Source organism: Rahnella woolbedingensis (assembly GCF_003602095.1).
In the GTDB taxonomy this organism is placed as follows: Bacteria; Pseudomonadota; Gammaproteobacteria; order Enterobacterales; family Enterobacteriaceae; genus Rahnella; species Rahnella woolbedingensis.
In genome coordinates, this window is sequence record NZ_RAHH01000010.1 from 15,693 (window position 1) to 39,448 (window position 23,756).

Annotated in this window: 22 protein-coding genes; 20 read left to right on the plus strand and 2 right to left on the minus strand. The window is 52.2% G+C overall.

Going from position 1 to position 23,756, the window contains the following annotated elements:
- Positions 1–74 precede the first annotated feature (74 nt).
- Positions 75–1,259: a 3-demethoxyubiquinol 3-hydroxylase gene (gene ubiF / locus D6C13_RS09940; protein ID WP_120132605.1), complete on the minus strand. Its 1,185-nt coding sequence runs from the start codon at positions 1,257–1,259 to the stop codon at positions 75–77.
- 187 nt (positions 1,260–1,446) lie between these two features.
- Between ubiF and miaB the strand changes: the two genes are divergently transcribed.
- From miaB to D6C13_RS09985, 9 genes are all read left to right on the plus strand, one after another.
- Positions 1,447–2,871 carry a tRNA (N6-isopentenyl adenosine(37)-C2)-methylthiotransferase MiaB gene (miaB, locus tag D6C13_RS09945; protein ID WP_120132750.1) on the plus strand — a complete coding sequence of 475 codons (1,425 nt, stop codon included), beginning with the start codon at positions 1,447–1,449 and terminating at the stop codon, positions 2,869–2,871.
- 263 nt (positions 2,872–3,134) lie between these two features.
- A complete protein-coding gene (locus tag D6C13_RS09950) occupies positions 3,135–4,211 on the plus strand; it encodes a PhoH family protein (protein ID WP_120132606.1) in 1,077 nt (358 codons plus the stop codon).
- The gene (gene ybeY, locus D6C13_RS09955; RefSeq protein WP_120132607.1) at positions 4,208–4,681 is read left to right on the plus strand and encodes an rRNA maturation RNase YbeY; all 474 of its coding nucleotides are present in this window, start codon (positions 4,208–4,210) and stop codon (positions 4,679–4,681) included. The genes D6C13_RS09950 and ybeY overlap by 4 nt, the downstream gene beginning before the upstream one ends.
- Positions 4,682–4,781: 100 nt before the next feature.
- Positions 4,782–5,660, plus strand: a complete 879-nt coding sequence (corC, locus tag D6C13_RS09960; RefSeq protein ID WP_120132608.1) for a CNNM family magnesium/cobalt transport protein CorC — start codon at positions 4,782–4,784, stop codon at positions 5,658–5,660.
- A gap of 7 nt (positions 5,661–5,667) precedes the next feature.
- The gene (lnt, locus tag D6C13_RS09965) at positions 5,668–7,197 is read left to right on the plus strand and encodes an apolipoprotein N-acyltransferase (protein WP_120132609.1); all 1,530 of its coding nucleotides are present in this window, start codon (positions 5,668–5,670) and stop codon (positions 7,195–7,197) included.
- Between the two features lie 460 nt (positions 7,198–7,657).
- Positions 7,658–8,554 carry an amino acid ABC transporter substrate-binding protein gene (locus D6C13_RS09970; RefSeq protein WP_120132610.1) on the plus strand — a complete coding sequence of 299 codons (897 nt, stop codon included), beginning with the start codon at positions 7,658–7,660 and terminating at the stop codon, positions 8,552–8,554.
- Positions 8,555–8,756: 202 nt separating this feature from the next.
- On the plus strand, positions 8,757–9,497 hold the full coding sequence (locus D6C13_RS09975) for an amino acid ABC transporter permease (RefSeq protein ID WP_120132611.1): 741 nt from the start codon (positions 8,757–8,759) through the stop codon (positions 9,495–9,497).
- Positions 9,498–9,499: 2 nt separating this feature from the next.
- On the plus strand, positions 9,500–10,177 hold the full coding sequence (gltK, locus tag D6C13_RS09980) for a glutamate/aspartate ABC transporter permease GltK (protein WP_120132612.1): 678 nt from the start codon (positions 9,500–9,502) through the stop codon (positions 10,175–10,177).
- Complete coding sequence (locus tag D6C13_RS09985; protein WP_120132613.1) at positions 10,174–10,899, plus strand: amino acid ABC transporter ATP-binding protein; 726 nt, start codon at positions 10,174–10,176, stop codon at positions 10,897–10,899. The genes gltK and D6C13_RS09985 overlap by 4 nt, the downstream gene beginning before the upstream one ends.
- Positions 10,900–10,957: 58 nt before the next feature.
- On the opposite strand, the gene D6C13_RS09990 is transcribed toward D6C13_RS09985, so the two are convergent.
- Positions 10,958–11,461 (minus strand): zinc ribbon-containing protein, encoded by a 504-nt coding sequence (locus D6C13_RS09990; RefSeq protein WP_120132614.1) that lies wholly within the window; start codon positions 11,459–11,461, stop codon positions 10,958–10,960.
- A gap of 268 nt (positions 11,462–11,729) precedes the next feature.
- Here D6C13_RS09990 and leuS point away from each other — a divergent pair, with 268 nt between their 5' ends.
- The 11 genes from leuS to ybeD all read left to right on the plus strand — a co-directional run bounded on the left by leuS (position 11,730) and on the right by ybeD (position 23,686).
- Entirely contained in the window at positions 11,730–14,312 is a 2,583-nt protein-coding gene (gene leuS / locus D6C13_RS09995) for a leucine--tRNA ligase (RefSeq protein WP_120132615.1), read from the plus strand.
- A 14-nt stretch (positions 14,313–14,326) separates the two neighbouring features.
- A complete protein-coding gene (lptE, locus tag D6C13_RS10000) occupies positions 14,327–14,965 on the plus strand; it encodes an LPS assembly lipoprotein LptE (RefSeq protein ID WP_120132616.1) in 639 nt (212 codons plus the stop codon).
- A complete protein-coding gene (gene holA / locus D6C13_RS10005; RefSeq protein ID WP_120132617.1) occupies positions 14,962–16,002 on the plus strand; it encodes a DNA polymerase III subunit delta in 1,041 nt (346 codons plus the stop codon). The genes lptE and holA overlap by 4 nt, the downstream gene beginning before the upstream one ends.
- 14 nt (positions 16,003–16,016) lie before the next feature.
- Positions 16,017–16,697 (plus strand): nicotinate-nucleotide adenylyltransferase, encoded by a 681-nt coding sequence (gene nadD, locus D6C13_RS10010; RefSeq protein WP_120132618.1) that lies wholly within the window; start codon positions 16,017–16,019, stop codon positions 16,695–16,697.
- 206 nt (positions 16,698–16,903) lie between these two features.
- Positions 16,904–17,221 carry a ribosome silencing factor gene (gene rsfS / locus D6C13_RS10015; protein WP_015698163.1) on the plus strand — a complete coding sequence of 106 codons (318 nt, stop codon included), beginning with the start codon at positions 16,904–16,906 and terminating at the stop codon, positions 17,219–17,221.
- 3 nt (positions 17,222–17,224) lie between these two features.
- Positions 17,225–17,695, plus strand: coding sequence for a 23S rRNA (pseudouridine(1915)-N(3))-methyltransferase RlmH (gene rlmH, locus D6C13_RS10020; protein WP_112287631.1), 471 nt, complete (start codon positions 17,225–17,227; stop codon positions 17,693–17,695).
- A 38-nt stretch (positions 17,696–17,733) separates the two neighbouring features.
- Positions 17,734–19,638 (plus strand): peptidoglycan DD-transpeptidase MrdA, encoded by a 1,905-nt coding sequence (mrdA, locus tag D6C13_RS10025; RefSeq protein WP_120132619.1) that lies wholly within the window; start codon positions 17,734–17,736, stop codon positions 19,636–19,638.
- A gap of 6 nt (positions 19,639–19,644) precedes the next feature.
- A complete protein-coding gene (gene mrdB / locus D6C13_RS10030) occupies positions 19,645–20,757 on the plus strand; it encodes a peptidoglycan glycosyltransferase MrdB (protein WP_112287630.1) in 1,113 nt (370 codons plus the stop codon).
- 9 nt (positions 20,758–20,766) lie between these two features.
- Positions 20,767–21,918 (plus strand): endolytic peptidoglycan transglycosylase RlpA, encoded by a 1,152-nt coding sequence (gene rlpA / locus D6C13_RS10035; protein WP_120132620.1) that lies wholly within the window; start codon positions 20,767–20,769, stop codon positions 21,916–21,918.
- Between the two features lie 171 nt (positions 21,919–22,089).
- Positions 22,090–23,298 carry a D-alanyl-D-alanine carboxypeptidase DacA gene (gene dacA, locus D6C13_RS10040; protein ID WP_112287628.1) on the plus strand — a complete coding sequence of 403 codons (1,209 nt, stop codon included), beginning with the start codon at positions 22,090–22,092 and terminating at the stop codon, positions 23,296–23,298.
- A gap of 124 nt (positions 23,299–23,422) precedes the next feature.
- Positions 23,423–23,686: a DUF493 family protein YbeD gene (ybeD, locus tag D6C13_RS10045; protein ID WP_013576500.1), complete on the plus strand. Its 264-nt coding sequence runs from the start codon at positions 23,423–23,425 to the stop codon at positions 23,684–23,686.
- The last annotated feature ends 70 nt before the right edge of the window (positions 23,687–23,756 follow it).

Sequence of the window (23,756 nt, forward strand, 5' to 3'; positions counted from 1 at the left end):
CTTTTTGTTATTTGTCTTTTAGTCAGCAAAAATGAAAAGGCAAACCAGTATTTCTACGGTTTGCCCTGACGTCATTAAATCCCTAACGCATATTTCAGTGCTTTGGTTTTCAGTGCGCCGGCACGTTGTGCGGTCATCAGCGCCAGATTACGCAGCACTTTCACCGGTGCCAGATCGTTGCTGAAGACGGAATAGAACAAATCCATGCCGCTTTGCATCAGCAAATTATCCAGACGACGCTGACGCTGATAACGCAGCAATACTTTCTCGCTGCTCCACTCCTCATCGCTATCACGGGCTTTCTCCAGCACCGATAACAATGCCTCGACGTCGCGATACCCCAGATTCACGCCCTGCCCTGCCAGCGGATTGATGGTATGCGCCGCGTCGCCCACCAGCGCCAGTCCCGGTAAGACATAACGCTGAGCGTGACGGCGAACCAGCGGGAATGCCCCTGCGGATAGGGCGTTGATATTGCCCAGACGCTTCGGGAAAGCCTGCATCACTTCTGTGGTGAGCTGCTGCATATTCAGCGTTTTCAGGTAACGGATGCGCTGCGGGCTGTCATACCAGACCAACGAGGCCTGATGACCGAACAGCGGCAGAAACGCGCGCGGCCCGGATGGGAAAAATTGCTGCCATGTGACATCCTGATCCGGCGTTTCGGTTTCAACGTTAATCAGCATGCAGTGCTGGCGATATTCCCAGCCATCCACACCAATTCCCGCCAGCTGACGTACCAGCGAGTTCGCCCCATCGGCAGCAATCACCAGTTTCGTGCGCAACAACTCCCCCGTGGTCAGTTGCAGAGACCAGGTTTTATCATCGTGCTGCAAAAGATGGCGTAACTTTGCCGGACAAAAACGTGTCAGATTCGCCAATGCGTCGAACTGCTGCCACAGCGCTAACTGCAGCACGCGGTTTTCGACCATAAATCCCAGCTCCGGTAATCCGAGCGATTGCGCGTCAAATTTCACATCAGAACCGTCCGCTTCCCAGGTTTCAAGCCGGCGGTACGGCACCGAGCGCATTTTCTCAACCGCTTCCCACGCGCCCAGTTTTTGTAAAAATCGGACAGACGCACAGCCAATGGCGGAAATCCGCAAATCAGCGTGTGCTGAAGGGTCAAATCCGGCAGGCGCTTCATTCTCAATCAGTGCAACCTGCAGGCCCTGTTTTGCCAGCCCCAGCGCCGCGGCCGCGCCGACCATGCCGCCGCCGACAATTACTGCATCAAATGTCTTCTCAGAATTATTCATTTTATTCCGGCTTTCTGTTCAGTTCATTATGCGAAGTGTACCGGATTTTTGTGTCAGCATCAGGGGCTAAGCTGCTTTCCTGCACTGGTCAGCACCGGAGTGAGGGTTTACAATAGCGACCCTGAACTCTGCTATGCACTGCGGCATTGCCGATCTAACGTTCCCCGTATTGAGTACTGACACGCTGATGACTAAAAAACTGCACATTAAAACCTGGGGTTGCCAGATGAATGAATATGATTCATCCAAAATGGCCGACCTTCTCGACAGCACTCACGGTTACCAGCTGACGGATAACGCTGAAGAAGCAGATATTCTGCTGCTCAACACCTGCTCAATCAGGGAAAAAGCGCAGGAGAAAGTATTCAGCCTGCTCGGACACTGGAAGTTACTGAAAAAGAAAAACCCGGATCTCATTATCGGCGTCGGTGGCTGCGTGGCCTCGCAGGAAGGCGAAATGCTGCGTAAACGTGCGCCTTGTGTCGACATTGTTTTCGGGCCGCAAACTCTGCACCGTTTACCGGAAATGGTAAATCACGTGCGCGGTACCAAAAGCCCGGTCGTGGATATCAGTTTCCCTGAAATCGAAAAATTTGACCGCCTGCCGGAACCGCGCGCCGACGGTCCGACGGCTTTCGTATCCATCATGGAAGGCTGCAACAAGTATTGCAGCTTCTGCGTGGTGCCTTATACCCGAGGCGAAGAAGTCAGCCGTCCGTGCGATGACGTGCTGTTTGAAGTCGCACAGCTGGCCGCGCAAGGTGTGCGTGAAGTCAATCTGCTGGGCCAGAACGTCAACGCCTATCGCGGCGATTCTTTTGACGGCGGCATCTGCACCTTTGCTGAGTTATTGCGTCTGGTGGCAACGATTGACGGCATCGACCGCATCCGCTTCACCACCAGCCATCCGGTCGAGTTTACCGATGACATTATCGACGTGTATAAAGACACGCCAGAAGTAGTGAGCTTCCTGCACCTGCCTATTCAGAGCGGTTCTGACCGCATTCTGACGATGATGAAGCGTCCGCACACCGTGCTGGAATACAAATCCACTATCCGCAAACTGCGCGCCGCGCGTCCGGATATTCATTTCAGCTCAGATTTCATCATTGGTTTCCCTGGCGAAACGAACGAGGACTTTGAACGCACGATGGATTTGATCGCGCAGGTGAATTACGACGTCAGTTTCAGTTTCATCTATTCTCCGCGCCCGGGCACACCGGCGGCAGATATGGTGGATGACGTAAGCATGGACGAGAAAAAACAGCGTCTGGCGCTGTTGCAGGACAGAATCACTCAGCAGGTTATGCGTTTCAGCCGCGCCACGCTGGGCACCGTTCAGCGCATTCTGGTGGAAGGCACGTCACGTAAAGACATTATGGAGCTCACAGGGCGTACCGAATGTAATCGCGTGGTCAATTTCGAAGGCACGCCGGATATGATTGGTAAGTTCGTGGATGTCGAAATTGTCGATGTTTATGCCAACTCACTGCGCGGTGTGGTTGTCCGCACCGAAGAACAGATGGCGCTGCGCCTGCATGAATCTCCGCAATCCGTCATCGAACGTACCCGTAAAGAAAATGAATTGGGCGTTGGAATGTATCAACCCTGAATCATAGTAGTGATGCATGACCTGATATCGACAGGGCGCTACGGCGTCCTGTTTCTTTTGAGTTTTTCGCTAATACCTTCATCGTAAGGGTTTAATTTTTCGGCAAAGGCCGCATATTCGGATGAAGGTCCCTGCAACTGCCGCCATGGCGCAGCATATTTTGCCAAGGGGATGTATTATTAACTCAGGTATGGTTGAAGGCTGAAAGTTTTGTTGAAGGCTGAGAATAATAGTGAGCCGGGTGAAATGACAACTGGTCCGAAGTGACCCAAAGGATTCGTTTGAACGTTGTAACACAAGAGATTTTACTGGAGCCCGAAGACAACCAGCGTTTGCTGAGCCTGTGCGGGCCGTTTGATGACAATATCAAACAACTGGAACGCCGGTTGGGCGTTGAAATCAACCGTCGTGATAACGCGTTTAAATTGGTCGGAAAGAGTCTGCCTGTTGCGGCAGCTGCCGACATCCTGCGTGATTTATATGTCGACACGGCGCCATTGCGCGGTGAAATCCAGGACATCAGTCCTGAAAAAATCCATCTGGCGATTAAAGAAAGCCGGGTGCTCGAACAGACGGCAGAAAGCGTGCCGGATTTCGGTAAAGCGGTCATTATCAAAACCAAGCGCGGGATGGTGAAGCCGCGGACGCCAAATCAGGCGCAGTACATCGCCAACATTCTCGACCACGATATTACCTTCGGTATTGGCCCTGCGGGTACCGGTAAAACGTATCTGGCCGTGGCTGCTGCGGTGGATGCGCTGGAGCGTCAGGAAGTGCGTCGTATTCTGCTGACCCGCCCTGCGGTTGAAGCCGGTGAAAAACTGGGCTTCCTGCCGGGAGACCTCAGTCAAAAAGTCGACCCGTATCTGCGCCCGCTGTATGACGCATTATTCGAAATGCTCGGCTTTGAAAAAGTTGAAAAGCTGATTGAGCGCAACGTGATTGAAGTCGCTCCGCTGGCGTATATGCGTGGACGAACCCTGAACGACGCCTTTATTATTCTCGATGAGAGCCAGAACACCTCTATCGAACAGATGAAAATGTTCCTGACCCGTATTGGTTTTAACTCCAAAGCAGTGATCACCGGTGACGTCACGCAAATCGACTTGCCGCGTCATCAGAAATCAGGACTTCGTCATGCGATTGAAGTGCTGTCTTCTGTTGAAGAGCTCAGCTTTAACTTCTTCCACAGTGAAGACGTCGTTCGTCATCCGGTAGTTGCGCGCATTGTTGTCGCGTACGAAGCCTGGGAAGAAGAAGATCAAAAACGCCGCGATGCGATCGCCGCAGAGCGTAAACATGAACATCAAAACAGCTCAACACCACAGGCCAGTCAATGAATACGGTAATTCTAGATTTACAAATTGCCTGCGAAGAACCCGCAGGTTTACCGTCAGAAAATGACTTCCAGACCTGGCTTGAAGCCGTGCTGCCGCAGTTTCAGGAAGAATCAGAAGTGACTGTCCGTCTGGTCGATATTCCGGAAAGTCACGAACTGAATATGACGTATCGGGGAATGGATAAACCAACCAACGTGTTATCCTTCCCGTTCGAAGCACCTCCGGGTATGGAGATGCCGCTTCTGGGCGACCTGATTATTTGCCGCCAGGTCGTTGAGAAAGAAGCGAAAGAGCAGGATAAAGAACTTCTGGCCCACTGGGCGCATATGGTCATTCACGGCAGTTTGCATTTGCTCGGCTATGACCATATCGTTGACGAAGAAGCCGAAGAAATGGAATCGATTGAAACTGAAATCATGCAGGGCCTCGGTTATCCGGATCCTTATATTTCAGAGAAAGAAGACCACTGAGTATTTCAGTAAACTCGCGCAGCGCCTGCCCGGTGAAGGTTTACCACCCGCAGGCGTTTCGCATAATTTTCACTAATAAGAGTAAAACAAACCAAACGCCATGAGCGATGACCATTCACAAAATAGTGACAGCCCCAGTCCCAAGAAGGGCTTCTTTTCCCTTATCCTTAGCCAGCTTTTTCACGGTGAACCTAAAAACCGTGGCGATCTGGTTGAGCTGATCCGTGATTCTGAACAAAACGATCTGATCGACCCCGATACCCGTGACATGCTGGAAGGCGTGATGGATATCGCCGAGCAGCGCGTCCGGGACATCATGATCCCACGTTCTCAGATGATCACGCTAAAACGCAATCAACCGCTGGAAGAGTGTCTCGATGTGATCATCGAATCCGCGCACTCACGCTTCCCGGTGATCAGCGAAGATAAGGATCACATTGAAGGCATCCTGATGGCCAAAGACCTGCTGCCGTTTATGCGTACAGCGTCTGAACCATTCAGCATCGATAAGGTGCTGAGAACCGCGGTGGTGGTTCCTGAAAGCAAACGCGTAGACCGTATGCTGAAAGAGTTCCGCTCCCAGCGTTACCATATGGCGATAGTCGTTGATGAATTCGGCGGCGTTTCCGGTCTGGTGACCATCGAAGATATTCTCGAACTGATTGTCGGCGAAATCGACGATGAGTACGACGAAGCGGAAGATCTGGATATCCGCCAGCTCAGCCGTCATACGTATACCGTCCGCGCACTCGCGCCGATTGAAGATTTCAATGAAGTGTTCCAGACAAACTACAGTGACGACGAAGTCGATACCATTGGTGGTCTGGTGATGCAGTCATTCGGCCATTTACCGGCACGTGGCGAAAGCATTGAAATTGACGGTTACCTGTTCAAGGTTGCGATGGCCGACAGCCGCCGTATCATTCAGGTTCACGTAAAAATACCGGACGACGCGCCGCAACCGATACTGGAAGAATAATCACTCCATGGCAATTGCCTCTTTATATCAACGCCAGCGGGTTCGCGCCCTGCTGGCGCTCTTTTTCGGTGCCTGTGGCACGCTGTCATTTTCCCCTTATGACTTCTGGCCTGCGGCGATCATTTCTTTATGCGGGCTGCTGGCATTAACACTCGATCGCCGTCCGCCTCAGGCCGCACTGATCGGTTTCTTCTGGGGAATGGGGCTTTTTGGCAGTGGCGTAAACTGGGTTTATGTCAGTATCGCCACCTTTGGCGGCATGCCGGAAGCGATTAACCTTTTCCTCGTCGTATTGCTGGCAGCGTATTTGTCGCTGTACACGATGCTTTTTGCTGGTTTATTCAGCAAACTGTGGCCGAAAACCACCTGGTGGAAACTGGCGCTTGGCGCGCCCGCATTGTGGCAGATTACTGAATTCCTGCGTGGCTGGGTGCTGACCGGTTTCCCATGGTTGCAGTTCGGCTACAGCCAGATCGACGGCCCGCTGAAAGGTCTGGCGCCGATTACCGGCGTCGACGGCATCACTATTTTACTGACTTCGCTGAGCGGGCTGATTGTGTACGCGGTCCATCAGCGTCGCCTCACGCCGGGAATTATCGCTGTCGCTATGCTGCTGCTGCCCTGGCCGCTGCGCTATATCCACTGGTATCAGGAACAAACCGATAAAACGGTCGATGTAGCACTGGTTCAGGGCAATATTGCGCAGTCGATGAAGTGGGATCCGAAAGCACTGGAAAGCGCGTTGCAGACCTATCTGGATCTCAGCCGTCCGTATGTGGGCAAATCCAGCATGATCATCTGGCCGGAATCTGCGATTTCAGACATCGAATCGGATCAGCAGGGTTTCCTGAGCATGGTGGATAATATTTACCGCTCACACGGCACCCAGTTAATCACCGGCATTATCGATGCACGCCGCAATGAAGAAGGCATGAAGGTGTATAACAGCGCCATCGTGCTCGGCGGGGAAAAGCCGTATCGCTATCCGGACGAAAACCGCTTCAACAAGCATCATCTGGTGCCGTTCGGTGAATTCGTGCCGCTTGAAGCCATTCTCCGCCCTCTGGCACCGTTCTTCGATTTGCCGATGTCAGGGCTGACCAGCGGTGATTACGTGCAGAAACCGCTGGTGGTCAGCGGCCTGAATCTGACCACGGCGATTTGTTATGAAGTGATCTTTGGTGAACAGGTGCGCGATAACCTGCAACCGGACACCAATTTCCTGCTGACAATCTCCAATGATGCCTGGTTCGGGCACTCCATCGGCCCGTGGCAGCATTTCCAGATGGCACGTATGCGTTCACTGGAACTCGGCCGTCCGTTGCTGCGCAGCACCAACAACGGCGTAACCGCCGTTGTGAATGCTCAGGGCGATGTGACGCATGAAATCCCGCAGTTCACCCGCCAGGTTCTCAACGTGAAAGTCACGCCAACCACCGGCATGACACCGTATGCCCGCGCGGGCTGGTGGCCTGTCTGGTTTGCGACGATAGTCATGGCAGGTGCCGCATTGTGGCTCGGACGTCGTAAATCCTGATTATCAGCATTTAGCAGGATTGCGGCGCAGGGTTGCAATATATAAAACAGGCGCCTCAGGGCGCCTGTTTTATATGTTGCCCCCTTCTCTTCCCCGTTCCTACCCCACCCTTTTACCTGCTGCCGATTGCCGCGAATACCGCATTTAGCGCTGCCGGAATGTCCGCTAATGAAGTTAAATTGGGCTAACTGGCACGACTCTTGCTACATCTGATTGAAAGATATCTGTTTAGTGATTTTTGCGACGAGATGCATCATTTTGATACAAACAGGCTGATCCTCTTGCACTTTTTAAGTGCACAGCCGTTTGACTGCTTCGAATTGGTGCGCGTCCCGTCTCAAAAAAGAAACAATATGGTTTCATAATATTCACATTCAGCTATTTTCTAGCTTCATATGACGAGGCATTAGTACTTTCTGATCCCTTAGTTTGGATCCCTAATGACAGCAAGGAGTTGGACATGCAATTGCGCAAATTGGCATTATCAGTACTGTTGGCAAGCATTACCGTAAGCAGCTTTGCTCACGCAGAAGAACTGACCGGTACCCTGAAAAAAATCAAAGACAACGGCGTTATCGTTGTGGGTCACCGCGAATCCTCAGTGCCCTTCTCTTACTACAATAACGAACAAAAAGTCGTGGGTTACTCACAGGACTATTCTGACGCTATCGTTGATGCCGTGAAGAAAAAACTCGATCTGCCAAACCTGCAGATCAAGATGATGCCGATCACCTCCCAGAACCGTATCCCGCTGCTGCAAAATGGCACCTACGATTTTGAGTGCGGTTCCACCACCAACAACCTGGAACGTCAGCAACAAGCCGCGTTCTCTGACACCATCTTCGTGATTGGTACGCGTCTGCTGGTGAAAAAAGGTTCCGACATTAAAGATTTTGCTGATCTGAAAGGCAAAACCGTCGTTGTGACTTCCGGTACCACTTCAGAAGTGCTGCTTAACAAGCTGAACGAAGAGAAGAAACTGGATATGCGCATTATCAGCGCGAAAGACCACGGCGACTCCTTCCGTACGCTGGAAACCGGTCGTGCCGTTGCCTTCATGATGGATGATGCCCTGCTGGCCGGTGAACGCGCCAAAGCGAAAAAACCTGATAACTGGGAAATCGTTGGCACTGCGCAGTCCAAAGAAGCTTATGGCTGCATGATGCGTAAAGACGATGCTGAGTTCAAAAAACTGGTTGATGACACCATCGTGAAAGCACAGACCTCTGGTGAAGCGACCAAATGGTTTGAAACCTGGTTCAAAAAACCTATTCCTCCGAAAAACCTGAACATGAACTTTGAACTGTCAGACGACATGAAAGCTCTGTTCAAAGCGCCAAACGATAAAGCGCTGTAAGAAATACCAGACAGACAGGTATAACCAAGAGAAGAGTGAAAAGTGAAAAGTGAAAAGTGACTAAAATATAAGGCTGGACCACCAGCCTGTGATGATAAAGATGCGGGGTGGTCGTTCCCCACCCCGCGTTTCTTCCCATTCACTTTAGGCGGATTACGTCATCACTCAGAGGGTAATTCATTACCCGTTTTACGGAGTTTTTATGTCAATAGATTGGAACTGGGGCATTTTTCTGCAACAAGCCCCCTTCGGTAATACCACTTATCTGGGCTGGATTTGGAATGGATTTCAGGTCACTGTCGCACTGTCAATTTGCGCATGGATCATCGCCTTCTTCGTCGGCTCTCTGTTCGGTATTCTTCGTACCGTCCCCAACCGCATCCTCTCCGGCATTGGTACGTGTTACGTCGAGTTATTCCGTAACGTCCCATTGATCGTGCAGTTCTTCATCTGGTATCTGGTGGTTCCTGAACTGCTGCCGGAAAATATCGGCATGTGGTTTAAATCAGAACTGGCGCCAAACGTCCAATTCTTCACCTCATCTGTGATTTGTCTCGGCTTGTTTACCGCTGCCCGCGTGTGCGAGCAGGTACGTGCTGCCATCCAGTCACTGCCAAGCGGACAACGCAATGCCGGTCTGGCGATGGGTCTGACCCTGCCGCAAACCTACCGCTATGTGCTTTTACCGAATGCTTATCGCGTGATTGTGCCGCCGATGACCTCTGAAATGGTCAACCTGGTTAAAAACTCTGCCATCGCTTCGACCATTGGTCTGGTGGATATGGCGGCGCAGGCCGGTAAATTGCTGGATTACTCCGCGCATGCGTATGAGTCTTTCTCCGCAATCACCCTGGCCTATGTTCTGATTAATGCCGTCATCATGCTGCTGATGCACTTTGTAGAACGGAAAGTCCGCCTGCCGGGCAACATGGGAGGTAAATAAGCATGCATGAATTTGACTGGAGTTCTATTGGCCCCGGCCTGCCCTATCTGTGGCAAGGCATGGTCATTACGCTGAAGATTACGTCGCTGGCGATTGTGGTCGGTATTTTGTGGGGAACATTGCTGGCGGTCATGCGCCTGTCGACCTTCAAACCGATCAGTTGGTTTGCTTCGGCCTACGTCAATGTGTTTCGCGCCATTCCGCTGGTGATGGTGCTGTTGTGGTTCTATCTGATTGTGCCGGGCTTTCTGCAAAAAGTGCTCGGACTGTCGCCTAAAACCGATATCCGTCTGATTTCTGCGATGGTAGCGTTTGCGCTGTTTGAAGCGGCCTACTATTCCGAGATTATTCGCGCAGGGATTATCAGTATCGCACGCGGCCAGTCTTCTGCCGCGCTGGCGCTGGGTATGACGCAGTGGCAGTCGATGAAGCTGGTGATTTTGCCACAGGCTTTCCGCGCCATGGTGCCGTTGCTGCTGACGCAGGCCATCGTGTTATTCCAGGATACGTCACTGGTGTATGTTCTGGGCCTCGCGGACTTCTTCCGCAGTGCATCCAACATTGGCGACCGTGACGGCACGCTGGTTGAGATGGTGCTGTTTGCAGGACTTATTTACTTTGTTATCAGCCTTTGTGCTTCCTTGCTGGTGCGTTATTTGAAGAAAAGGACCGTTTCATGATTTCACTGAAGAATGTTTCTAAATGGTACGGGCACTTTCAGGTGCTTACCGATTGCAGCACCGAAGTTAAAAAAGGTGAAGTTGTGGTGGTTTGCGGGCCGTCAGGCTCAGGTAAATCGACGCTGATTAAAACCGTTAACGGTTTGGAGCCGGTTCAGAAAGGCGAGATCCTGGTTAACGGCACGCCGGTGAATGATAAGAAAACCAATCTGGCGCAACTGCGTGCCAAAGTCGGCATGGTGTTCCAGCATTTCGAACTGTTCCCGCACCTTTCCATTATCGATAACCTGACGCTGGCGCAGGTCAAAGTATTGAAACGTGATAAAACCGCCGCGAAAGATAAAGGCCTGAAATTACTGGAACGCGTGGGTTTATCCGCGCATGCCAATAAATTCCCCGGCCAGCTTTCCGGTGGTCAGCAGCAGCGTGTCGCGATTGCCCGCGCGTTATGTATGGATCCCATCGCTATGCTGTTTGACGAACCGACTTCTGCGCTTGATCCGGAAATGATCAACGAAGTGCTGGATGTGATGGTTGAACTGGCAAACGAAGGCATGACAATGATGGTGGTCACGCACGAAATGGGCTTTGCCCGTAAAGTGGCGAACCGCGTGATTTTCATGGATGAAGGTAAAATTGTGGAAGACCGTAATAAAGACGATTTCTTCAATAACCCGGAATCAGATCGTGCGCGCGACTTCCTGGCAAAAATCCTGCACTGATACACCTGCGCTGGTAAAATAAAGCCTGCCCCGCATCTTCGGGGCAGGTTATTAATACTCAAGGCTCGAACGGACGGCGCGTAAACTCGGTATGACCGCACTCAGGACATTTGCTCAGAATTTCCGGCGTATAAACCGCTAAGTTGAAATGACAATTTTCGCACACCAGATTCCCCAGCCCGACCACTTCCCCGCTGTGATAAATCCCGTGATGGCTGACATCTTTAAAGACTTCTGTCCATTCCAGCTGGGTTTTGTCGGTCATATCCGCCAGCTCTTTCCACAGGCTTTCTTTTATCACCCGCATAAATACGCTGTCCGTGCCGTCATCTTCTGCTTCTGCCACCGCCTGCTGGCTTTCAGAATAGCTGCGCGCGAACTCATGCAGGTCACGCCTTACTGCGGACGTTAGCTGCTCAATCTGGATTTCAGACAATTTGCCTTCGTTTTGCAGCTCTGTACGGGCATCCTGCACCAACGCGCTGATATCACGTTCCCCATTTTTTAACCGTTCAGTGAGTGAGGCCACCAGCTGGCGGTAAGATTGCGTAATATTGCTCATAATTTCTTCTCCTTGAACTGACGTAATCATTTGCCCGGCGAAAGCGCATTGACTTTATTTTAGCCGTAAATCCCTGATCCGTTGCGCAGATTATGTCGTGCTGGCTCGCAGATTATGAATATTGCGCCAATAGCGGACAGAAATCCCCTTTAGCCTTCGCTGGGTGTTGTTGCAACATCCGCTTATCAGCTATGCTATGCGGATCTTTTGATTAAAACTTTTTGAGCTACAGGCGTAGCTGTTTTCACTCACAGGACCACCGGCCGCCATGCAAGAGCAATACCGTCCAGAAGACATCGAGTCACACGTTCAGCTTCACTGGCAAGAGAAGCAAACCTTCAAAGTTACCGAACAGCCTGGCAAGGAGAAATATTACTGCCTCTCCATGTTGCCTTACCCGTCAGGTCGTCTCCATATGGGACACGTGCGCAACTACACTATCGGTGACGTGATTTCCCGTTATCAGCGTATGCTCGGCAAAAACGTTCTGCAGCCTATCGGCTGGGATGCTTTCGGCCTGCCTGCTGAAGGTGCTGCGGTGAAAAACAACACGGCGCCTGCGCCGTGGACGTACGAAAACATCGAATACATGAAGAACCAGCTTAAACTGCTGGGCTTCGGCTATGACTGGGATCGCGAAGTCGCGACCTGCAAACCGGATTATTACCGCTGGGAACAATGGTTCTTCACCAAGCTGTACGAAAAAGGCATGGTTTATAAGAAGACTTCCGCGGTGAACTGGTGCCCGCATGACCTGACCGTTCTGGCGAACGAACAGGTTATCGACGGCTGCTGCTGGCGTTGCGACACTAAAGTAGAACGCAAAGAAATCCCTCAGTGGTTCATCAAAATCACCGATTACGCCGATCAGCTGCTTAACGATCTGGACACGCTGGAAAGCTGGCCGGAGCAGGTGAAAACCATGCAGCGCAACTGGATTGGCCGTTCCGAAGGCGTGGAAATCACTTTTGACGTGGCAGACACCGACGAAAAAGTGACGGTCTACACCACCCGTCCGGACACCTTCATGGGCGCGACCTATGTGGCTGTCGCTGCCGGTCATCCGCTGGCACAGCTGGGCGCACAGAACAATCCTGCACTGAACGAGTTCATCGACGAATGCCGCAATACCAAAGTTGCCGAAGCAGAAATGGCGACCATGGAGAAAAAAGGCATGGCGACGGGTCTTTATGCCATTCACCCGCTGTCCGGTGAAAAACTGCCAATCTGGGCCGCCAACTTTGTTCTGATGGAATACGGCACCGGCGCAGTCATGGCTGTCCCTGGCCACGACCAGCGCGACTGGGAATTTGCGACCAAATATGATCTGCAAATTAAACCGGTCATCCTGAACCTTGATGGCAGCCAGCCGGACGTTAGCGCGGAAGCGATGACCGAGAAAGGCACGTTGTTCAATTCAGGTGAATTCGACGGTCTGAACCACGAAGATGGTTTTAATGCCATTGCTGACAAACTGGTCGCACTGGACGTGGGTCAGCGCAAAGTGAACTACCGTCTGCGCGACTGGGGTGTTTCCCGTCAGCGTTACTGGGGTGCGCCAATTCCAATGATCACGCTGGAAGACGGTACCGTTATTCCTACGCCAGAAGATCAGCTGCCGGTTATCCTGCCGGAAGACGTCGTAATGGATGGCATCACCAGCCCGATTAAAGCCGATCCTGAGTGGGCGAAAACCACCGTGAACGGTATTCCGGGTCTGCGTGAAACCGACACCTTCGATACCTTCATGGAATCCTCATGGTATTACGCGCGCTATACCTGCCCGCAATACGACGAAGGCATGTTGGATCCGGCTGCAGCAAACTACTGGCTGCCCGTTGATCAGTATGTCGGCGGTATCGAACACGCCATCATGCACCTGATGTATTTCCGCTTCTTCCACAAACTGATGCGTGATGCAGGTCTGGTCGATTCCGACGAACCGGCAAAACGTCTGCTGTGTCAGGGTATGGTTCTGGCTGATGCCTTCTACCACACCGGCAGCAGCGGCGAGCGTATCTGGGTTTCCCCGACGGATGCCACAGTTGAGCGTGACGAGAAAGGCCGCATCACTAAAGCGACCGATCCGCAGGGCCGCGAGCTGGTTTACGCCGGCATGAGCAAGATGTCCAAGTCTAAAAACAACGGCATCGACCCGCAGGTGATGGTGGATAAATACGGCGCCGATACCGTGCGTCTGTTTATGATGTTCGCTTCTCCGGCCGAAATGACCCTGGAATGGCAGGAATCCGGCGTTGAAGGGGCAAACCGCTTCCTGAAACGTGTCTGGAAACTGGCCTTCGAGCACACCGGCAAAGGCGCAACCGTGGCTCTGGATGCTGCTTCACTGAACGAAGCGCAAAAAGATCTGCGTCGTGACCTGCATAAAACCATCGCCAAAGTGACTGATGATATTGGTCGTCGTCAGACCTTCAACACGGCTATTGCCGCCGTGATGGAGCTGATGAACAAGCTGGGACGTGCGCCGCAAGAGACTGAACAGGATCGTGCGTTGCTGCAGGAAGCGTTGCTGGCGGTTGTGCGTATGCTCTATCCGTTCACTCCACACGTTTGCTTCACCCTCTGGCAGTCGCTGAAAGGTGAAGGCGATGTCGATACCGCGCCGTGGCCACAGGCTGACGAACAGGCAATGGTTGAAGACTCTAAACTGGTCGTGGTACAGGTGAACGGTAAAGTGCGTGCTAAAATCACCGTAGCCGCTGATGCTACCGAGCAGCAAGTGCGCGAGCGTGCGGCAGAAGAGCATTTGGTCGCAAAATATCTGGATGGGGTTACGGTTCGCAAAGTAATCTACGTCCCGGGCAAACTTCTTAACCTGGTTGTAGGTTGAGTCAAGGAGGATCTGTGCGACATCCCTTAGTGACACTGCTGCTGACCGCCGCAGTCATGGTGACAGCAGGTTGCGGATTCCATTTACGTGGAAAAACCAACGTTCCTGACGAACTGCAAACAATTGTTTTAGACAGTGGGGATCCGTATGGTCCGATGACTCGTGATATCAGGACTCAGCTGCGTCTGAGCAATGTGACCATTGTTGAAGATCCAACCACGCAGCAGCGTAAGGATATCCCGTCGCTGCGCGTGGGTCCGGAAGTCACTGGCCAGAGTACGGCGTCGATCTTCCAGGACGGTAAAACCGCTGAGTACCAGATGGAAATGAACCTGAGTGCAACGGTTCTGATGCCGGGTAAAGACATTTATCCAATCCACGTGAAAGTGTTCCGTTCGTTCTTTGACAACCCGTTAACGGCGCTGGCAAAAGATAACGAGCAGGACATTATTCTCGAGGAAATGCGTCAGCAGGCTGCCCAGCAGCTGATCCGTAAGTTGCTGACCGTTCATGCCTCTGAACTGCACAAAGCAGAAGATGTCGGCGCGCGTCAGGTAGAAGTCATTTCTACCGGTGCATCCGCTGCCAGCGAGTCGTCTGAGGATACCAAAGAGGTACCACCAACGACTTCGTCCAGCACTTCTGTAAAATGATCCGAGTTTATCCGGAACAACTTGCCGCGCAGCTCCGTGAGGGGCTGCGCGCTTGTTATGTGTTATGTGGCAACGATCCTTTGCTGCTACAGGAAAGCCAGGACAGCATCCGCAAAGCGGCACAGCTGGCTGATTTCCAGGAGCATTACACCTTTATCATTGATAACCATACGGAATGGGAATCAATCTTCAGCATCTGTCAGGCGCTCAGCCTTTTCGCCAGCCGTCAGACCCTGATGCTTATCCTGCCCGAAAATGGTCCGACAGCGCCGGTAGCCGAACAACTTCTTAAGCTGACGACGTTATTGCATGACGACATTCTGCTGTTGTTACGTGGAACCAAGCTGACCAAAGCCCAGGAAAACAGCGCATGGTTTAAAGCGCTGAGTGACAAAGGTGTTTTTGTCAGTTGTCAGACTCCCGAGCAGGCTCAGTTGCCGCGCTGGGTTTCACGCCGTGCAAAAGAGTTATCCCTTGAGCTTGATGAGCCCGCCAATCAGCTGTTGTGCTATTGCTATGAAGGCAATCTGCTGGCGTTAGCGCAATCTCTGGAGCGTCTTTCCCTGCTCTATCCGGATGGCAAACTCACGCTGCCACGCGTCGAAGAAGCTGTGAATGACGCCGCGCACTTTACGCCATATCACTGGCTGGATGCCCTGCTTGCGGGTAAAAGTAAACGCGCCTGGCATATTTTGCGTCAGCTGCAACAGGAAGACAGCGAGCCGGTCATTTTACTGCGCACCGTGCAACGCGAACTTCTGATGTTGCTGAATCTGAAACGCAAAATGGATAGCACGCCGCTTCGCACGTTGTTTGATCAGCAAAAAGTCTGGCAAAACCGCCGGGCACTGGTGACGCAGGCACTGCAACGCTTATCGCTTGAGCAACTTTCTCTGGCCGTGCGTTTACTGACTCAGATGGAAATTACGCTCAAACAAGATTACGGCCAGTCAGTCTGGTCAGAGCTTGAAAGCCTCTCCATGCTATTATGTGGAAAACCATTACCCACTCATTTCGCTGGTTTGGGTTCGTATTGAAGTCAGGTATCAGTATGCCGCGTAACACCTCTCTTACTTCATCTTCCGGCTCTGTACAGCTGCTGGCTTTTTTTGGCGGAACGTTTGACCCGATCCATTATGGTCATCTGAAACCGGTGGCCGGTCTGGCGAAAATCGCCGGGTTTGATCAGGTGATCCTGCTGCCTAATAATGTCCCGCCGCATCGTCCGCAGCCCGAAGCCAGCGCACAACAGCGGCTGGAAATGGTGGAACTTGCGGTCGCCGCAGACCCGCTGTTTTCTGTTGATCCGCGGGAACTGACAGTCGATACGCCCTCCTACACCATTGAGACACTTGCAACGTTACGTAAAGAACATGGCGATGATTGCCCGCTGGCGTTTATCATTGGTCAGGATTCATTACTGACGCTGCATAAATGGCACCGCTGGGAATCATTGCTGGATTTTTGTCATCTGGTGGTGATGGCGCGACCGGGCTACAAAGAGCAACTTGATACGCCAGAATTGCAGAATTGGTATGACGCCCATCGGGTGACCGGGGCGGAAAAGCTCAAACAGAAGCCTTGCGGATTTATTTATCAGGCCAATACGCCACTGCTGGATATTTCAGCGACGGAAATCCGTGAACGGCGCCATGCGGGGCTTGATTGCTCAGATTTACTGCCAGCTGCCGTTGAGCACTATATAGAATCGCAGGGCTTGTACCGCCAGTAGCGAACGCGTGCTATACTGCGCCGCTTAATTTCGGCTCTCGATAACGCTGCGTCACTGACCAATACAATGTATTGATTGTTAAACGTTTTAAGCTGTTTTCCTGATAACCGCTATGTTTATCCATCATGAGACTGACTGTCGCTTCGGTGCCACACCGGCGAACGTCTTGTGGTGTCAATTGTTTCAAACATCCCCAGGGGGAACCTTTGCAAGGTAAAGCGCTCCAAGATTTTGTTGTCGATAAAGTCGACGACCTGAAAGCACAAGACATCATTGCCATTGATGTTAAAGGTAAATCAAGCATCACTGACTGCATGATTATTTGTACCGGTACATCCAGCCGTCATGTGATGTCCATCGCCGGACATCTGGTTGAAGAAATTAAAGCCGTCGGCCTTGATGCGATGGGCGTGAAAGGCATTAACGAAGCTGACTGGGTTGTTGTCGATCTGGGCGAAGTGATCGTTCACGTTATGCAGGAAGAAAGCCGCCAGTTGTATGAGCTTGAGAAACTCTGGGGCTGATGCGTGAAGCTGCAACTTGTCGCCGTCGGCACTAAAATGCCTGACTGGGTACAAACCGGTTTCAATGACTATCTGCACCGCTTTCCAAAAGACATGCCGTTTGAACTGACAGAAGTTCCGGCAGGGAAGCGCGGGAAGAACGCAGATATCAAACGCATTCTTGAGAAAGAAGGCGAGCTGATGCTGGCCGCTGTCGGTAAAGGGAATCGCATTGTGACGCTGGATATTCCAGGGACACCGTGGGAAACCCCGCAACTGGCGCAACAACTGGAACGCTGGAAACAGGACGGACGAAATGTCAGCCTGCTGATCGGCGGTCCGGAAGGGTTAGCTCCAGCCTGCAAGGCTGCGGCAGAACAGAGCTGGTCGCTCTCTCCGTTGACACTTCCTCACCCGCTGGTTCGGGTTCTGGTCGCGGAAAGTCTTTACCGTGCCTGGAGTATTACCACTAATCATCCATACCACCGCGAATAACGGGTGGTGAATGTCAGCAACATGAATTAAGTAGTGGGATGAAAATAGATCGTAACCCTTTTCGCGACTATACGGCTGAATCAGCCCTCTTTGTGCGCCGTGCACTGGTGGCGTTCATCGGCATTCTGCTACTTAGCGGTGTCCTGGCCTTCAATCTCTATAATCTGCAAATTGTCCGGTTTCAGGATTACCAAACCCGTTCCAATGATAACCGCATCAAGCTGGTGCCGATAGCACCTAGCCGCGGGATTATCTATGACCGCAATGGCACCCCGCTGGCGCTGAACCGGACTATTTATCAGTTGGAACTGGTGCCGGAAAAGGTCGACGATTTGCAGGCCACGCTCGATGGCCTCAGACCGATTGTTGATCTCACAGATGATGATATCGACAACTTCAAAAAAGAACGTCAGCGCTCGCGTCGTTTTACTTCTATTGCGGTTAAAACGGCCCTGACCGAAGTCCAGGTTGCGCGTTTTTCCGTGAACCAGTTTCATTTCCCCGGCGTTGAAGTCAAAGGCTATCAGCGTCGCTATTATCCTTACGGCTCCGCCCTGACGCACGTGATCGGCTATGTATCGAAAATTAACGACCGCGATGTCGAACGTCTGGATAAAGACGGCATTCTGGCTAACTACGCAGCGACACACGATATCGGTAAGCTCGGTATTGAACGTTATTACGAAGATACCCTGCATGGTAAAACCGGTTATGAAGAAGTTGAAGTCAATAACCGTGGCCGCGTTATCCGCCAGTTGCATGAAGAACCCCCGCAGGCCGGAAAAGACATTTATCTGACCATCGATCTGCCTCTGCAACAGTATATCGAAGTGCTGCTGACCGGCAGCCGTGCGGCAGTCGTTGTCACCGATCCCCGCGATGGAGCGATTCGGGCGCTCGTTTCCAACCCGAGCTATGACCCGAACCTGTTTGTTGATGGTATCTCCAGCAAAGATTACAGCGGTCTGTTAAACGATCCGAACAAGCCGCTGATCAACCGTGCAACGCAGGGGGTTTACCCGCCAGCCTCGACCGTGAAACCGTACATTTCGGTTTCTGCACTGACCTCTGGCGTGATCACTAAAAACACTTCACTGTTCGATCCGGGCTGGTGGCAGTTGCCGGGGTCAGACAAGCGTTATCGTGACTGGAAACACTGGGGGCATGGTCGTCTGAATGTGACCAAAGCACTTGAGGAATCGGCTGATACTTTCTTCTATCAGGTGGCCTATGATATGGGCATTGACCGTCTTTCCGAGTGGATGGGCAAATTTGGTTACGGGCATTACAGCGGCATCGATTTATCGGAAGAACGCAGCGGTAATATGCCTAACCGCGACTGGAAGTTTAAACGCTTCAAAAAACCCTGGTATCAGGGCGACACCATTCCGGTGGGTATCGGTCAGGGTTACTGGACCGCTACGCCAATACAAATCATGAAAGCCATGACCACGCTTATCAATGACGGCGATGTCAAAACGCCGCATTTGCTGCTGAGTACCAAAGTTGACGGCCAGCAGGTGCCGTACAAACAACAGGAAACCACGCAAATTGGTGACATCCATTCCGGCTATTGGGAAATCGCCAAAGACGGAATGTACGGCGTGGCTAACCGCCCGAACGGGACTGCACGTAAATATTTTGCTGATGCGCCTTACAAAGCGGCGGCTAAATCCGGGACAGCACAAGTTTACGGTTTGAAAGCCAATGAAATCTATAATGCGCATAAAATCGCTGAGCATCTGCGTGACCATAAGCTGATGACCTCTTTTGCTCCGTATGACAAACCGACCGTGGCCGTGGCCGTGGTGCTGGAAAACGGTGGCGCAGGTCCGGCGGTGGGCACAATTTCCCGCCAGATACTCGACCATATTTTATTGGGCGACAACACGACACAATTACCGGCTGACGCGCCAGCGCCGCCGGGAACCGAAGGTGATTAACCGTCAATGACTGAGAACCAACAGAAAAGATCATTGTGGTCGAAAATGCATATCGACCTGACAATGTTGCTGATCATACTTGCGCTGCTGACGTACAGTGCGTTTGTCATGTGGAGCGCCAGCGGTCAGGACATGGGCATGATGGAGCGCAAAATCGGCCAGATCCTGATGGGACTGGTGATTATGCTGGTGATGGCGCAAATCCCGCCACGCGTTTATGAAAGCTGGGCACCCTATCTCTATATTTTTTGCGTATTCCTGTTGGTGCTGGTGGATGCCTTCGGCAGTATCAGTAAAGGTGCGCAACGCTGGCTGGATCTGGGGATCATCAAATTCCAGCCATCGGAGCTGGCGAAAATCGCCGTACCTCTGATGGTCGCGCGGTTTATCAACCGCGACGTTTGTCCGCCGTCGCTGAAAAATACCGCTATCGCCCTGGCGCTGATCTTCATCCCTACCCTGCTGGTGGCCGCGCAACCCGATCTGGGCACCTCGATTCTGATTGCCGCCTCTGGTCTGTTTGTTCTGTTCCTGTCCGGCATGAGCTGGAAACTGATCGCCGTTGCCGCGATTCTGGTTGCCGCGTTTATCCCGATTTTATGGTTCTTCCTGATGCACGATTATCAGCGTGACCGCGTCATGATGTTACTCGATCCGGAAAGCGATCCGCTGGGTGCGGGCTATCATATTATTCAGTCAAAAATTGCCATCGGCTCGGGCGGTCTGTCCGGCAAAGGCTGGCTGCACGGTACGCAATCGCAGCTGGAATTCCTGCCGGAACGACACACCGACTTTATCTTTGCCGTACTGGCTGAAGAACTTGGCCTGATAGGTGTACTGGTACTGCTGGGGCTTTATCTGTGCCTCATCATGCGCGGACTGGTGATTGCGGCCAATGCGCAAACCACTTTCGGGCGCGTGATGTCCGGCGGACTAATGCTGATCCTGTTCGTTTATGTCTTTGTTAACATCGGCATGGTCAGTGGCATTGTCCCGGTAGTTGGGGTACCTTTGCCTCTGGTCAGCTATGGCGGGTCAGCACTCATCGTGCTAATGGCAGGGTTTGGTATCGTCATGTCGATACATACTCATCGAAAAATGTTGTCAAAAAATTTATAGAGGTGAGCAATGCGTAAGGAGTGGCTTGGAGCTGTCATTATCGGTTTGCTGTTAAGTGGCTGTGCCACTGACGATACCCAGCAACAACAACCGGCACCGCAACAAGCCTACAACGGCCCAGTGGTGGAAATCGGCGGGGCTGATCCGCGTTACGAACCTTATAATCAGGGCACGATGCAGGATTATACCGTTAACGGTAAGACCTATAAGATAATCAAAGACCCATCCAATTTCTCTCAGGTCGGTCAGGCCGCCTGGTATGGCCAGGAAAATGGCGGCAATATGACCGCTATCGGTGAAGAATTCGACCCGACTGCCATGACTGCCGCTCATCCGACGCTGCCTATTCCTAGTTATGTTCGTGTCACTAACATGGCGACGGGCCGTATGCTGGTGGTGCGTGTTAACGACCGTGGCCCTTACGTGCCGGGCAAAATCATTGACCTGTCACAGGCCGCAGCAGATCGCCTGAATCTGACCAACAGTACTAAAGTTCGCATCGATTTCATCAACGTGGCACAGGACGGCACGCTGTCTGGCCCGGGTACAATTGGTACGACGGTCGCGAAACAATCTTACGCTCTGCCCTCGCGCCCAAGTTTAGGTGCCAGCAGCATGGGCACGCCTACGCTCAGCGCTCAGCCAGTCGATACTTCCGATGTGCGCCCGATCAGCAACAGTACCCTGAGCAATCCGAATGCTGCGCCATTAACCAATGACGAAGATAACGGCGGTGCGGTGGCCTCAGCGCCAACGGCGACCACTCAGTCGGGTAACAGCGGCGGCGGGTTTCTGAGCGCGCCAACACCTCTGCGTCAGGGCGTGTTAGAAGGCAGCGAACCTGTAGCAGCAGCTCCGGTTGCTGTCGCCAGCGCCGCACCGATAGCCGCTGCGGCGGCCTCTGCAGCACCTGCGCATACTTCGGCAATCCCAACTTCAGGCTATATGGTACAAGTTGGCGCACTGAGCAATCCTCAGAACGCGCAGTTGTGGCAAAAAAGCCTCAGCCAGCGTTTCTCTGTACCGGGTAAAGTGCAGGCGAATGGCAGCACCTACCGCGTGCAGCTTGGCCCTTTCAGCACCCGCCAGCAGGCTGAACAGCTGAAACAGCGACTGTCCAGCGAAGCCCAGCAGCAGTCCTTTATTACTGCCAGTATGTAATTTTAAAGACGGGGCTGTGGCCCCGTTCTTATCAATGCCCTTTGTTATAAATACCCGCTCTTATAAGTAAAAATCAGTAAGCGCCGGTAATCGAAGATGTCTGACTTATGACTCTTCTGCTATAGTGGCGCACGTTTATCACTTACTCCCACGGATGTTGTTGTCCCGATCATGAAACTTGTAAATACTTCACGTTTAGTCAAAAGCCTCGCATTTGGCACCGTAATCACTTTGAGTGCAGCGTCCGCCTATGCCGACGATGTTAATTTAAAAACAATGATCCCTGGCGTTCCGCAAATTGATGCTGAAGCCTATGTCCTGATCGACTACAACTCCGGTAAAGTTCTGGCAGAAATGAATGCCGACGCTCGCCGCGACCCTGCCAGCCTGACAAAAATGATGACCAGTTATGTTATTGGTCAGTCCATCAAAGCCGGCAAAATCTCCCCGACGGATATCGTGACCGTAGGTCAGGACGCCTGGGCGACCGGCAATCCGGTGTTCAAAGGCTCTTCCCTGATGTTCCTCAAACCAGGCGATCGTGTGCCGGTTTCTGAGCTGAACCGCGGGATCATCCTGCAATCAGGTAACGACGCCTGTGTGGCGATGGCCGACCACGTTGCCGGCAGCCAGGACGCTTTCGTCGCTATCATGAACAACTACGTGAACGCACTGGGTCTGAAAAATACCCACTTCGGTACCGTACATGGTCTGGATGCAGCCGGTCAGTACAGCTCCGCCCGCGACATGGCGCTGATTGGTCAGGCGCTGATCCGTGATGTGCCGGAAGAGTACGCCACCTACAAAGAGAAAGAATTCACCTTCAATAATATCCGCCAGATGAACCGTAACGGTTTGCTGTGGGATAACAGCCTGAACGTGGATGGCATTAAAACCGGTCATACTGACTCTGCAGGTTACAACCTGGTGGCTTCCGCAACCGAAGGCCAGATGCGTCTGATCTCTGCCGTCATGGGCGGTCATACCTATAAAGGCCGTGAAGTTGAGAGTAAAAAACTGCTGACCTGGGGCTTCCGCTTCTTCGAAACCGTTTCTCCGCTGAAAGCCGGTAAAGAGTTTGCCTCTGAACCAGTCTGGTTTGGCGATACCGACCGTGTTGCGCTGGGCGTCGAGAAAGATGCTTACCTGACTATTCCGCGTGGCCGCATGAAGGACCTGAAAGCCAGCTATGTGCTGAACACCCCTGAATTGCATGCGCCGTTGCAGAAAAACCAGGTGGTTGGCTCAATCAATTTCCAGCTTGATGGCAAAACGATTGATGAACGCCCTCTGGTGGTCATGAATGAAGTGAAAGAAGGCGGCTTCTTCGGTCGCATCGTGGATTACATCAAACTGATGTTCCACCACTGGTTCGGTTAAGTTGCTGCTTGAAAAAGTTTGCAACAATCCCCATATAACCGGTATAGATTATGGCTCCCGCTACGGCGGGAGTTATACTTTTAGAGACAAAACTTAATACGTTGTACAACACGCTGGAGTGCACATGAAAACCAAACTGAACGAACTGCTCGAATTCCCTTGTCCCTTTACTTACAAAGTAATGGGCCTGGCACAACCCGAGCTGGTGGACCAGGTTGTGGAAGTCGTGCAACGCCATGCGCCTGGTGACTACAATCCTCAGGTAAAACCGAGCAGTAAAGGGAATTACCACTCCGTTTCTATTACGATCACGGCCACTCACATCGATCAGGTCGAAACCCTGTACGATGAGCTGGGTAATATCGAAATTGTCCGCATGGTGCTGTAAGCCCTTTCTGACCGAGATGCGCGAAAGCCAATCTTCGCGCGTTTTCCCCTTCCCTGACTGACGATAACTG

What these genes read in the sequence shown, in the direction of transcription:
- D6C13_RS09975 (WP_120132611.1), top strand. Translation starts at nt 8,757, where the DNA reads ATGTCAATAGATTGGAACTGGGGCATTTTTCTGCAACAAGCCCCCTTC.
- D6C13_RS09990 (WP_120132614.1), bottom strand. Translation starts at nt 11,461, where the DNA reads ATGAGCAATATTACGCAATCTTACCGCCAGCTGGTGGCCTCACTCACT.
- ubiF (WP_120132605.1), bottom strand. Translation starts at nt 1,259, where the DNA reads ATGAATAATTCTGAGAAGACATTTGATGCAGTAATTGTCGGCGGCGGC.
- nadD (WP_120132618.1), top strand. Translation starts at nt 16,017, where the DNA reads ATGCCGCGTAACACCTCTCTTACTTCATCTTCCGGCTCTGTACAGCTG.
- D6C13_RS09970 (WP_120132610.1), top strand. Translation starts at nt 7,658, where the DNA reads ATGCAATTGCGCAAATTGGCATTATCAGTACTGTTGGCAAGCATTACC.
- gltK (WP_120132612.1), top strand. Translation starts at nt 9,500, where the DNA reads ATGCATGAATTTGACTGGAGTTCTATTGGCCCCGGCCTGCCCTATCTG.
- leuS (WP_120132615.1), top strand. Translation starts at nt 11,730, where the DNA reads ATGCAAGAGCAATACCGTCCAGAAGACATCGAGTCACACGTTCAGCTT.
- corC (WP_120132608.1), top strand. Translation starts at nt 4,782, where the DNA reads ATGAGCGATGACCATTCACAAAATAGTGACAGCCCCAGTCCCAAGAAG.
- ybeY (WP_120132607.1), top strand. Translation starts at nt 4,208, where the DNA reads ATGAATACGGTAATTCTAGATTTACAAATTGCCTGCGAAGAACCCGCA.
- dacA (WP_112287628.1), top strand. Translation starts at nt 22,090, where the DNA reads ATGAAACTTGTAAATACTTCACGTTTAGTCAAAAGCCTCGCATTTGGC.
- rlpA (WP_120132620.1), top strand. Translation starts at nt 20,767, where the DNA reads ATGCGTAAGGAGTGGCTTGGAGCTGTCATTATCGGTTTGCTGTTAAGT.
- mrdB (WP_112287630.1), top strand. Translation starts at nt 19,645, where the DNA reads ATGACTGAGAACCAACAGAAAAGATCATTGTGGTCGAAAATGCATATC.
- miaB (WP_120132750.1), top strand. Translation starts at nt 1,447, where the DNA reads ATGACTAAAAAACTGCACATTAAAACCTGGGGTTGCCAGATGAATGAA.
- ybeD (WP_013576500.1), top strand. Translation starts at nt 23,423, where the DNA reads ATGAAAACCAAACTGAACGAACTGCTCGAATTCCCTTGTCCCTTTACT.
- lnt (WP_120132609.1), top strand. Translation starts at nt 5,668, where the DNA reads ATGGCAATTGCCTCTTTATATCAACGCCAGCGGGTTCGCGCCCTGCTG.
- D6C13_RS09985 (WP_120132613.1), top strand. Translation starts at nt 10,174, where the DNA reads ATGATTTCACTGAAGAATGTTTCTAAATGGTACGGGCACTTTCAGGTG.
- mrdA (WP_120132619.1), top strand. Translation starts at nt 17,734, where the DNA reads ATGAAAATAGATCGTAACCCTTTTCGCGACTATACGGCTGAATCAGCC.
- holA (WP_120132617.1), top strand. Translation starts at nt 14,962, where the DNA reads ATGATCCGAGTTTATCCGGAACAACTTGCCGCGCAGCTCCGTGAGGGG.